This is a genomic window from Vibrio sp. V42_P2S4T144, assembly GCF_009904715.1.
In the GTDB taxonomy this organism is placed as follows: domain Bacteria; phylum Pseudomonadota; class Gammaproteobacteria; order Enterobacterales; family Vibrionaceae; genus Vibrio; species Vibrio alginolyticus.
Genome location: NZ_WXWS01000117.1, coordinates 1 through 13,405, shown reverse-complemented (window position 1 = coordinate 13,405; position 13,405 = coordinate 1). Strand labels below are relative to the sequence as shown.

The following is a 13,405-nucleotide window of genomic DNA, read 5'->3' as shown; positions in this document are numbered from 1 at the left end:
AGTTAGAGCCGGGAGCTGAGATATTGTAACGCGGACCTCTGGCATATGTTTTTCTCAAGTACAGGTGTGTTACATCATTAACTACTGCTACAGCGGCAAGTGAGGTTCATGAATTATGCAAAAAGGCTCATCTATAGAATTCTACCAGCAACGTCCTCAATCTCGTGAGACGGTCGGTGTTGAAGAAGTGCAGCAACAAACTCAACAGTTTGGTTTTGCTGAACCCGAAATGGATGAGCTGCTTAAGTACTCATTACGGACTCAACTTGAGGCTATGCTCCAAAACCAACTCAGCACGGCTGAACGCCAACGGCAACTGAAAGAGAGTTTCGCTGCGGCAGTTGAGCTCGTATTGAAGGAGACGAAAGTTGAGCACCGAACACTGGTGCAAGCCTTTCAGAGCATGTATGGCAACGCTTGCCAATCTCTTTCTCTGGCTAAACTCACTCAAGAGGAACTGACCCGACAGTACATTTCCACGTCTGGGCTGGTGATGTCCCCACTTAACTGTAAACACACCATCAAAGATGTGTACCGAATTAAAGGCTTTGCGTGTGGTATAAACAAAGCTATCCAACATATGCTTGCCAACAAGTCACAGGTTAAAGTGCTTTATCCAGCTTGCGGCCCCTTTGCACCATTGCTGCTGCCTTTACTTGCTCACTACAAACAAAGTGATCGAATTAGCGCAGAGCAGCTTCAGGTGACACTAGTAGATATTCACCCCGGAGCCATTAAAGCACTCAATCAATTGATCGCGGATCTCGATATCGCAGACTACATTGAAGCCTTAGTGGAAGAAGATGCTACCCAATTTTCGCCAACTCAAACGTTTGATCTCCTGATACTTGAAGCGATGCAGCATGGCTTTAGTCGGGAAGGGTTCCTCAGCATCGCGAAACATTTGGTTCAATATTTACATATTCAAGGCGAAATGATCCCCAATCAGGTATCTGTGCGCGCCATGATGGTCATCGGGGAGACGGAATTTAATCAACAATGGGAAAAAGCAGAGTATGCACATTCCAACCATTGCCAGCCGGAAGCGATCGATGATCGAATTGATCTGGGAGAAATTCTTAACGTCAATAAAGCCATGTTGCTCAGAAGCGAGATTTTTGAGCTAGATGGTGGAATAAAAATGCTGCAAGGCAACACCATTGAGCTGCCGAAAGATGTGCCAGATATGGCAAAACGTATCCTCGCCATTTACAGCCATATCGATACTTACGGAGATGCGATGGTCGGACAATACGACTCTGGTATTACCCATCCTAAACCCGACATGACTTTTTATGTGGATGCCAAGCCCAAAGCTGTTGAACACCATTACTTTGAAGCGAAGGGAGGGGATAAGGTCAGTTTCTATTATCAGTTAACCGGATTGCCAGGTTTTGTCGCCACCCATGGATGATTTCGATATGCAGCAAAAATACGTCGTTTTTACAGGAAGTTGTTACGCCTTGCCCATCATTCAGTTGTTGGCACAACAGCATAAATTGGCGGGCGTGGTAGTACCGGAAGGAGAACTAAATCCAGACTTACAGCAGCTACAGAGCTATCTGAGCGCTCAATCGATTCATATTGCTCAGTATACCGCCAATGACAGCAGTGCTTTGATAGCGCAACTCGATGTTTGGCGAGTCACGGATGGCGTTATCTATTTGTTCAGGCACATAGTTCATTCCTCGCTGTGTCAGTTTTTCAACGGAAACTTGTACAACATTCATCCGGGAAAGCTGCCCGAGTATCGAGGCCCGATGCCTCTCTATTGGCAATTAAGAGAGGGTTTAGACACCTTTAGCCTCACCCTGCATCGTCTTGAGGCATCGGCTGATTCCGGCGCTATAGGAATGGAGTTAGAGGTACCATTTCACCCGTTTGAGACCTTAACCAGTGCTCAGCAAAAAGCGTCACAAATGACGGCTAAGCTGATGTATGACTTCCTCATCGCGCAACAAAAGCAAGGGCTGGTTTGGCGTGAACAAGTATCAAACCCCAACGAAGTGGCACGAGCAGTAAACCAACATGATCTGCACCTTCGTTGGAACGTGCAAACGAGTCGCGAAATCGTCAACTTAGTGCGAGCAGGCAATCATCACTTCGGTGGTGCGATGTTGAGCTTGCCAAGTGGTGTCGCCAATGTTTTGCAAGCAAGCGCAATGGAGACTTCTTTAGTCGGTGTTGAGGCGGGGAGAATTCTCGAGATCAGCCCACAACATGGGTTACAAGTGAAAACGTTAGATAGCGCCATATCAATAGATGTTATTGCTACACCGCAAGGCGTGTTTTCGGGTTATCGCTATGCGCAAATGGCTGGGCTAGATGCTGGGATGTCATTGCTCCAGCACGCTTCTGCTTGTGAGTAAATATCTCAATACGGCTCTTTGCGGCAGTGATGAAGCCCGTAACGGTATTTAGTAATGCGAGATTGGAAAGTTTTAACCAACCACACCAATTTCGTTATGGGCTGGTTTTAACTTAAGTATATACGTTGAAAGGAAGAACAGTATGGCTACAGAACCGTATCTTGGGACACTAACCGCATTTGGTGGCAATTTTGCAATTAGAAATTGGGCAATGTGCTCGGGGCAAATGCAGGCAATTGAAGATAATCCAGCGCTCTTCTCTCTAGTTAGCACTCTATACGGAGGTGACGCCCGAACTACCTTTGGTTTACCTGATTTGCGTGGCCGCAGTCCAGTTGGTGTAGGCACACGACCTGGGGGGATGGATTATCATCAGGGAGAAAGATTGGGTACTGAACTGGTAACTATTGATATAACTCAAATGCCAGCACACTTACATACGGCAATTTTTACCCCTCTTGGCACTTCTGCACCTGTAACAGGCAGGATGCAGGTTGCTACCAATGCTGCAAATACACAGGTACCCGATAGTAATTCGTATATAGCGCAAAACTCTACCCCCGGGTTCTATAAACCGACGTTTCAGCAACCAGATTTGACCGAGATCGAAGGCTTAAGTGTGTCTGGTAGTGGCTCGGGCGGAGGTACTGTAACTGTGACTGAAACAGGCGGTTCAATGCCACTTAATATTTTGAGCCCGGTATTGCCGATTAATTGGTTAATTGCCACTGCGGGAGTATACCCACCGCACAGCTAATCAACCAAGAAAGAATTGGCTGAATCTTTAGCTAATCCTTTCCTATAAAAAAATTAAATATTTAAGTTGATTATGATAACCCGGCCATGTTGATAAGGCCGTCATCTTCAGGAGAGGAAAATGAGATTACATCGTCAGGTTGCGATCGCAATTACAACAGCATGGGTGTTCTCAGCGTTTTTTTCCGGTGGAGCCTGGGCTGCACAGCAAACGATTAACTACTCTAATGGTTCAGGTTCCAATTTTAGTGAGGTGGAGACCGGCGTCACAGGGGGTATGCCCTCAGTCACTCTTACCAATGCAGGTACTGTATCTATGGTATTAGATGCGGGCACTAGCTCGGATGGCACTCCGTTTACTGGCCTAAATGACCTCGGATTTGTAGCTGGTGTTCTTTACTCAAATACCATGATTAATGAGTTCAACAATCGTGGCTTCCGCTTTTTTGAGAAATCAAGTACTAACTTCAGTTTCGACGAAATTACCTTTATGCAGGGGTCGGCCCGAGACTCAGATAAAACGTATCAACTTGTGTTAACTGGCTTCTCTAATGATACTCAAACAGTGACCGAAACTGTCACCTTGCCAAAAGGTGGTGAAGCAAACTCAGGGTTACAGGACTTGTTTACCCTGACCCGTGGTACAGACTTTAATGATTCGGCATGGCAGGACGTTGATACAGTGACTATGGCGTTTACCCGAAGTCCGGGTGCTGACTCTCGTTATCTTATCAGAAGTATCAAGATTGATGACGCTGCGGTTTCAGACTCTACCGCGCCTACTTTTGTCAGTGCGAGCTCAACCCCCACTGATGATGCAACCAATGTTTCTGTTAGCAACAACATCGAGATTGCCTTCGATGAAAATATTGAGCTGAAGAGCGGCAATATTACCATTCGTAATGTTACCGACAGTCGCGACTTTGAAGTATTTAATGTTGCCACCGAAAGCGATGGCACAACAACATCACCAGGCGCTGGTCGCATCAGTGTTACCAACAATAAAGTTTACTTAAACCCAACCAGTGATCTGGCAGGGAACCGGACCTACGCCATTCATATTGAATCCAGTGCCGTGGCTGACAGCGCAAATAATAGCTTCGCTGGGATCAGCGATGATGCCACATTTAACTTTACGACAGTCGATACCACGCCAAATGCGCCATCTACACCCGATTTAGATGCTAGTTCGGATACCGGGCCATTAAATACTGATAATATTACCAGTGACACTACACCAACGTTTAGTGGGATTTCTGAGAGTGGATCGATCGTTACTTTATACAGTGATCAAGTCGGTGGAGGTGCAACGGTTATTGGCACAGGCACTGCTACTGGAGGGAACTGGCAGATAACAACCAATGAGTTGGCGTCTGGTATTACACATGCAATAAGCGCTAAAGCGTCTGATAGCGATGATAATGTTAGCTCGGCATCCAACGCGTTAAGTGTCACCATTGATACAATAGCCCCATCAGCAGTGAGCATTACCACACCGATTGAGGCTGACAGTATCGTCAACGCTGCAGAAGACAACGATGTGTTGATCGCTGGCTCCGACGCGGAAGCAGGCAACAGCGTGACCGTGACTATCACAGACAATAACAGCTCTGTCAGTCGTACGGTGATGGCCGACAATTCAGGCAACTGGACGCTGAGCGGCAGCGAGCTGGATGTCAGTGGCTTGAACAATGGTACCCTGACGGTGTCTGCAACCCAAGCTGATATAGCTGGTAATATCTCCACCGCAGCCACACAGAGCATTACCCTGGACAATGCAGCCCCATCAGCAGTGACCATCACCACGCCGATTGAAACTGATGGGATCGTCAATGCAGCGGAAGATAACGATGTGTTGATCGCTGGTTCCGGCGCGGAAGCAGGCAACAGCGTGACCGTGACCATCACGGACAATAACAGCGCTGTCAGTCGTACGGTGACGGCCAACAACTCAGGCAACTGGACGTTGAGCGGCAGTGAGCTTGATGTAAGTGCGTTTAACAACGGCACCCTGGCTGTGTCTGCAGCCCAAGCAGATATAGCAGGTAATACTTCTACCGCAGCCACCCAGAGTATTACTCTGGATAATGCAGACCCATCTGCTGTAATCATCAATACGCCGATTGAAACTGATGGGATCGTCAATGCGGCAGAAGACAACGACGTACTGATCGCTGGCTTCAGTGCGGAAGCAGGCAATAGCGTGACCGTGACTATCACGGACAATAACAGCTCTGTCAGCCGTACGGTGACGGCCGACAACTCAGGCAACTGGACGTTGAGCGGCAGTGAGCTTGATGTCAGTGGCCTGAACAACGGCACACTCATAGTTGCTGTGACGCAATCGGATACGGCGGGTAATACCTCCAGAGTGACCACCCAGAGCATTACCTTAGATAACGCCGCACCATCAGCTGTGACCATCACTACACCGATTGAAACCGATGGTATTGTCAATGCAGTAGAAGATAACGATGTGTTGATCGCTGGCTCCGGCGCGGAAGCAGGCAACAGCGTGACCGTGACTATCACGGACAATAACAGCTCTGTCAGTCGTACGGTGATGGCCGACAATTCAGGCAACTGGACGCTGAGCGGCAGCGAGCTGGATGTCAGTGGCCTGAACAATGGCACCCTGACGGTGTCTGCAACCCAAGCTGATATAGCAGGTAATATCTCCACCGTAGCCACCCAGAGCGTAACCCTAGATAACGCAGCGCCATCCGCTGTTACCATTTCCACGCCGATTGAAATCGACGGTATCGTCAATGCGGCAGAAGACAACGACGTGCTGATTGCTGGCTCCGGCGCGGAGGCTGGCAATAGTGTGACCGTGACCATCACGGACAATAACAACTCAGTCAGTCGTACGGTGACGGCCGACAATACCGGGGCTTGGACGACTATTGGCAGTGAGTTTGATGTAAGTGCGTTTAACAACGGCACTCTGACGGTCGCGGCGAGCCAGAGCGATGCGGCGGGCAACACCTCCAGTGTAGATAGCACAACAATTACGTTAGATAACGTGAGGCCAACCGTTTCTTTGAGCAGCTCAGACCTTGATTTGGTCTCTGGCGAAACGGCGAGTATCACGTTCACCTTAAGTGAGTCCTCAAGTGACTTTGCTGAGTCAGATGTCACCGTCACTGGCGGCAGTTTGTCTAACTTTGCGGGCAGCGGTGACAACTACACGGCCACCTTTACGCCGGATATAGACAGTACAAGTACAGCGACGATTAACGTGGCGGCAGATTTCTTTACCGATGCTGCTGGGAATAGCAACACTGCTGCGTCTCAACTGTCTATAACCGTTGATAGTTTAGTGCCGAGTGTGACTATCTCCAGTGATAAATTGGCGCTGAAAGCGGACGAAACGGCGACCATTACCTTTACCTTAAGTGAAGCGTCGAGCGATTTTACCGAGGCGGACATCACGGTTAGTGGCGGTACTTTGTCTGGTTTTGCCGGCAGTGGTAGCAGCTACACTGCGACCTTTACACCAACGGAAGAGAGTGCGATGAGCGGTACTATTGAAGTTGCCACAGGCACATTTACCGATGCCTCTGGTAACAGCAATAGTGCAGCAACACCACTTTCCATCAGCGTCGATACTGTGCTTCCAACCGTTAGTATCACTAGCTCCAGCGCTGCGTTGAAAGCGGGTGAAACGGCAACACTCACGTTTACCTTGAGTGAAGCCGCAACTGATTTTTCCGAAGCCGATGTGACCGTGGCTGGAGGAACTCTTTCTAACTTTGCGGGCAGTAGCGCCAGTTACACGGCTACCTTTACACCTGCAGAAGAAAGCATTGAGGATGCAACTATTGATGTTGCAGCCGAGAAATTTAGCGACGCAGCTGGCAACCTCAATACAGCAGCGACTCAGTTGTTGATCTCAGTGGATACGGGGATCCCGACTGGACATAGCATCAGCATTGATCAGGAGAGCATTAACAAAACCAACGAACAGGCGATGAGCTTTACCTTCGCAGCAGCTGAAGTGAACGCGATGTTCACTTATAGCGTGACCGACGGTACCACGACCATTGACAGCGCTAGTCAAACAATTTCTTCGGAGACCATGCAAGTAACGGGCATTGACGTCACTGTTTTGCAAGAGGGGACGTTGACAGTAAGCGTGGTGGTAAGCGATGCCGCAGGCAATGCATCTGATGCAGTGACGGATACGGTGACTAAACGCTACGATGTCGCGCCAACGGTAGTTGATGATAGCTTCTCGACTGAGGAAGATACGGCGAAACAATTTAATCTGTTAGCCAACGATTCCGATGTTAATGATGACATGGTCGCTTCTTCTGCAACGATTAAAACGCAACCAATTAAAGGTAAGGTGTCGATCAGCAACGGCGTTGTTACCTATACGCCAAATAGTAATGAGACAGGCACAGATAGCTTTACCTATACCGTGAAAGATGCCCTGCTGCAGGAGTCACAAGACGCGACAGTGACCGTCATTATCATGGCTATAAATGATGCGCCAGTCGCTAAAGCGCTGACCATCAACACCGACGAAGATACCGCAAGCGCAGCAGTCAGCGCGCGTAGTCAAGCGGAGGATGTTGAAGATGGCATCCCAACGGGTGATTTATCGTTAGTTAGTTTGCCTCAAAAAGGACAAGTAGCCATTGATCAAACTGTAGGCACTTTTGTATATACGCCGAATCCGAATGAAAATGGTAGCGATAGCTTTACTTACACGATCGCAGACAGTGAAGGCGGCGTTTCTCTTGCGGCCACGGTCAGCGTCAATATCGGTTCCGTCAATGACTCACCAGTAGCGGAGGAAGACAGTTTTACTTTTGATGAAGATATCACATCGACACTCGATATTTTAAGTAACGACAGTGATATTGAAGATGGGTCATTCACCCCGAGTAGTATTACCCTGCAAGATCTTGGTCAAGGAGAGGGGGTATACAGTTTTGCCATGGTCAGTGTCAATGTCGATGGGACCTTAAAGATTGTGCCTACAGCGAACGTTAATGGTCAACATAGCTTTACCTACATGCTAACCGATAGTGGTCAAGCAGTCTCAGTGCCTGCAACCGTCACGCTCAATATTACGCCAGTGAATGATGCCCCCGTTGCTGTTGATAACAGTGCACAACTACTAGAGGGAGGCTCCTTCGAGGTCAATGTATTAGGCAATGATAGTGATGCCGATGTTGGAGACAGTTTTGAACTCACTAGTGTCACAGTCGTCGATACGCCAGCACATGGCAGTGTGAACGTGACGGCGTCAGGAGCGATTGTTTACAACCCGAATGAGAACTACTTCGGTGAAGATAGCTTCACCTATACGGTGGCAGACTTAGCAGGTGCTGTATCTAACGCCGCAACAGTGACCATGACAGTAACACCAGTCAACGACGCACCAATGGCGCAAGCACAGTCACAAACGCTTGATGAAGACAATAGTTTGGTGATCACGCTGGTTGGTTCAGATATTGATAACGATGATGACACTCTGCAGTATCTTATCACTGAGCAAGTCAGTCATGGCGTGCTAGAGCAGTTGACCAATAATAGTTGGCGCTATACACCAGAAGCGGACTTCAATGGCTCCGACTTCTTCTTGTTCAAGGTCAACGACGGTGATCTCGACTCGACAGAGGTTCGTGTCGATTTGACGGTTAATGCAGTCAACGATACACCAACCGCGACCGATATCAGTGCTACGGGAGAGGAAGAAATACCGCTGACCATTACTTTAAATGGTAACGATGCAGAAGGCTCATCTTTGAGCTATCAAATTGTAAAATCGCCAGTCAACGGTAATGTTACCGTCACAGGCAATCACGCGGTTTATACGGGTAGCAGTAACTTCTTTGGTCAGGACAGTTTCACTTACAGCGTAAGTGACGGAGAACTTACCTCTGGAGTGGCGTTAGTGACCATCACGGTGAATAACGTTAATGACTCGCCAGTGATTACGGGTACCCCATCGGCGCAAGTTGATGAAGATAGTGTGTATCAGTTTGTGCCCGCGGCATTGGACAATGACCCAGCGGATACTCTGACCTACTTGATAGCTAACAAGCCACCTTGGGCTACATTTGACAAGACAACAGGAGCGCTTTCTGGCACGCCAAGTAACCGTTATGTGGGGACTTATCCAGGTATCGTGATTAGCGTATCCGATGGCACTATTTCTTCCTCATTGTCAGCTTTTTCGATTACTGTGAATAACGTTAACGATGCACCCGTTATCTCTGGTTCACCAGCAACACAAGTGAATGAAGACAGCACCTATCTGTTCACGCCACAAGTGTCAGATGTTGACAGCCAAGCCTTCACCTTCAGTATCGTGAACAAGCCATCTTGGGCTAGCTTTGATGCATCAACAGGCACGCTTAGTGGTACACCAGATAATGGTGATGTTGGCAAATATCAGGGCATTGTTATCTCGGTTTCTGATGGTCTCACGACCACAATGCTCAATAGATTCAGTATTGTGGTTAACAATGTCAATGACGCGCCAGTGATCAGTGGCACTCCTGCTCTTACCGTCAACGAAGGCAGTACGTACCGCTTTGCGCTGCAGGCATCGGATGTTGATAGTAGTAGCTTGAGCTTTTCAATCCGCAATAAACCATCATGGGCAACCTTTGATAGAGCAACTGGGTTGCTAAGTGGTACGCCGGAAAATGAGCATGTTGGCAGCACCAATAATATTGTTATTAGTGTCTCAGACGGTGAGCTAAGCACATCTTTAGCAGCGTTTAGCATCACGGTAATCAACGTTAATGATGAGCCAGTGGCGGTTAATGATACCTATGTCTTTACCGAGAGTAACGATGGTAGCTACTTATTGGATGTACTCAGCAACGACAGCGATGTTGATCTAGATACATTACAACTGGAATGGGTTAAACCTACATCTGGAACGGCAACGATTGTGGGCAGTCAAATCCAATTGGTAACGACCTCAATTGGTACAGTGGCAGTGCAATACAGTGTGAAAGATGGTAACGGTGGAAAGGCCACCGCGAAAGCAATCGTGACAATTAAAAGTGCGAAATTGGACGCACCAACAATAGCCGCACCTTCAGATATCGAAGTGAACGCAACTTCGCTCTTTACTAAAGTTGCATTAGGCTCTGCTGTGGCACGAGATAGTACAGGCAAGCTATTACCTGTTTCATTGGTCGACAGCACGACCTTTTTCCGACCTGGAACTAATACGGTCTATTGGCGCACTCAAGACTCTGATGGAAACGTCGCTGAAGCTAGTCAAACGGTAACAGTGTATCCACTGATAAGTATCTCCAAAGATGCGCAAACCACGGAAGGCACCAATCATAGCGTATCGATACACCTTAACGGTCCTTCGCCGAGCTACCCAGTAATCATACCTTATACGGTTTCAGGAAGCACGGACAGTGATGACCACACGCTCACCTCTGGTGAAGTGGTGATACCTAGTGGTACCGAAGGCAAACTTTCGTTCGAACTACTTAATGATGGACAAAATGAGGGCGTTGAAACCTTAGTGATTGATCTGGACAGCACCCTTAATCTAGGTAGTAAGCGTCGTTACACCTTGACAATCTTTGAAGAGAATGTGGCTCCGAAGGTCACGGTAAGTGTATCTCAGGCGGGGGAGCAGCGGAGCCAAATTGAAAATGGTGTTGAACCGGTCACAATCACGAGCAGTGTTAGTGATGCCAATATGTCCGATATACACAGTTTCAGATGGAGTAGTGATAGCGATGTACTTAACCAAGCGATTGCGGGGCAGATGTACAGCGAAACATTGACTTTCTCTCCGCAATTACTGAGTTCAGCGATTTACAATTTGCAATTGACAGTTACTGACAATGGCACTCCACCATTATCAGTGACACGGAATGTCTATTTAGAAGTGGTACAAACATTGGCGGAGCTCGGGAGTGAAGACAGTGATGGCGACTTAATCCCGGATGATCAAGAAGGTCATAATGATAGTGATGGTGATGGTATTCCTGATTATCTTGATGCAATTTCTGACTGTAACGTAATTCAACAGGTTGTGTCAGAAAAAGATCGCTTCCTCATTGAGGGGCAGCCAGGTGCCTGTTTACGCAAAGGAATAACCATTCTGACTAACGCAACAGGAGGAGCTTTATTGCTGGATGAGGAGCTTCCTAAAGATATCAACATGAAGAGCATAGGGGGAATCTTTGATTTTGTAGTAACTAATTTGCCGCTGCCCGGCCAAAGCTATCAATTAGTTTTGCCTCAGCGGTTACCTGTTCCAGCAAATGCAGTGTACCGAAAGTATAACGCTGAACAGGGGTGGATAGACTTTATTGAGGATGCTCAAAACACGGTTTCTTCTAGTGCTGGCGAGGCTGGTTATTGTCCGCCACCAGGGCACAGTTCATGGTCACAGGGTCTGACTGAAGGTGACTGGTGTGTACAACTTACCATTGAAGACGGTGGTCCGAACGATGATGACGGATTGGCTAATGGCAGTGTCGTTGACCCTGGCGTCGTTGCCGCTCGTGTAAGCAATAATACACTCCCTCAAGCGATTGACGACAATGCGTTTGTTAGTCTCAATGGTACGGTGACGATCGATGTATTGAGCAATGATGCTGATGCTGATGGTGATGGGCTGAAGGTAAGTCGCGCTTCTGTAGATATTGGTAGTGTTAGTGTGGTTGATAACAAACTAAGTTATGTCACTCAACCACAGTACTACGGGGAGGCTTTGATCACTTATAGCGTAACGGATGGTAATGGTGGAACGGGATCGGCGAAGGTGACGGTAAATGTGGTAAACAGTCAGAATCCGAATGCGGTGGACGATAATATTACCACCGATGATCGTACCCCTGTCACGGTTTATGTCCTTGCTAACGATACCGATCCGGATAACGACACATTGAAGTTGGTTTCAGTCCAAGCGCAGTATGGGCAGGCGGTCATGAATGCAGATCAGAGCGTGACCTATACCCCTACCTCAGGGTTTGAAGGCAATGATGTGTTGACATATATCATTCAGGATAGCCAAGGCCTGCAAGACGCGGGGAAAGTTATAGTGACCGTTAAGTTGGTAAGAGATGTAAAGGTTGAAAATACTTCAGCAGGATCATTGGGTGGCATGGTGTTGATGCTTTTGATTTTGTTAGGAGCCATGCAACGTTATGGAAGAAACAGTGCTCTAGCACTAATTGCTGTGTTTAGTTTTAGTAGTCAAGCGGGCTGGTATGTTGATGTTCAAATGGGGTCAAGCCATGCAGATGAGCGTGATGCTGTTAAAGGTGATAACGTAATCTCTACTGACAACACCGGGTTCTATCGCTCTGTCGGGTTGGGATATACTTTTTCTGATCAATGGTCTGGAACTATTCGTTATATTGATATGGGCGAAGGTAGTGCTACATTGCGTAGTGCTACTACTTCACCAGAAGACTATCACGCCAATGTCGCATCTATAGCCCCACTCCTTGTTAAGGGCATGGGCTTCGACATCGGTTATAAGTTCTGGCAATACAATTCATGGTCCGCAAAACTGAGTTTGGGGGGCTTGTTCTGGGATACCGATATTGAAAGTACGTATCAAGGCAGCAAGATAACGACGGAAGTGGATGGTTTTGATGGATATATTGGTGCAGAAGTTGGCTACAACCTCTCAGATAATTGGGAGATCGGTGTCCAAGGCGCTCGTTATTTTTTACATGAAAATGATGTTGATATAATTGCGCTACAACTTCGTTATTTTTTTGAGCCGTTAGCAGCGTATTAACTTATGGTTTGGTATTTTTCGATAATTTATATCCCAATTGCTCATGAAGCGGTATGGTAAATCACTGGAGATTAATGTCGTGATTGTGCTCTTTATTATGTAGGTCAATAGTCTATAACAAATCCTTAATTACCTTGAAGTCTTTTCTTCTTTAACATCTAGCGAAAGATAGTGTTTTGATAGAGTGTTAAACAGAACTTACGGTTCGATATTAGAAAAATAAGGTTCATTGAATGCTCGATGTGAACTTAACTTAAAAGAAGATGATTTACGCAATAGGGTTGTTGGTAGTGCTGCAAATGTCAGCGTGATACGTCGCTTTACTTTGAACCTAGTACGTTTACAGTCGAAGAAATATAGTGTTGGGGCTGAAGCCAAACCAAGCGTGTCAGAGCGACACAGTTCGTATTGAACCCTTATTGGGTTGAAAAGCGTTCCACGCTGGCTGTCGCCCTGATGCTGATAACTGCGACGATAAATTGATACCGAGCAAAACGATAATTTTATATCTGTTTTAATCCAATAT

5 protein-coding genes are annotated in these 13,405 nt (G+C 47.2%); 4 read left to right on the top strand and 1 reads right to left on the bottom strand.

Annotated elements, in window-relative coordinates; genetic code table 11:
- Positions 1-115: 115 nt before the first annotated feature.
- The 4 genes from CAG68_RS03925 to CAG68_RS03910 all read left to right on the top strand — a co-directional run bounded on the left by CAG68_RS03925 (position 116) and on the right by CAG68_RS03910 (position 12,879).
- Positions 116-1,414 carry a hypothetical protein gene (locus CAG68_RS03925; protein WP_053307255.1) on the top strand — a complete coding sequence of 433 codons (1,299 nt, stop codon included), beginning with the start codon at positions 116-118 and terminating at the stop codon, positions 1,412-1,414.
- A gap of 7 nt (positions 1,415-1,421) precedes the next feature.
- Positions 1,422-2,369 (top strand): formyltransferase family protein, encoded by a 948-nt coding sequence (locus tag CAG68_RS03920; RefSeq protein ID WP_231970765.1) that lies wholly within the window; start codon positions 1,422-1,424, stop codon positions 2,367-2,369.
- Positions 2,370-2,511: 142 nt separating this feature from the next.
- Positions 2,512-3,126 carry a phage tail protein gene (locus CAG68_RS03915; protein ID WP_005373442.1) on the top strand — a complete coding sequence of 205 codons (615 nt, stop codon included), beginning with the start codon at positions 2,512-2,514 and terminating at the stop codon, positions 3,124-3,126.
- Positions 3,127-3,441: 315 nt separating this feature from the next.
- Entirely contained in the window at positions 3,442-12,879 is a 9,438-nt protein-coding gene (locus CAG68_RS03910) for a tandem-95 repeat protein (protein ID WP_443083846.1), read from the top strand.
- A 198-nt stretch (positions 12,880-13,077) separates the two neighbouring features.
- Here the strand turns inward: CAG68_RS03910 and CAG68_RS22300 are convergent.
- Positions 13,078-13,405 (bottom strand): hypothetical protein (locus tag CAG68_RS22300; RefSeq protein WP_237667835.1); only part of this gene is annotated, 328 nt, incomplete at its 5' end.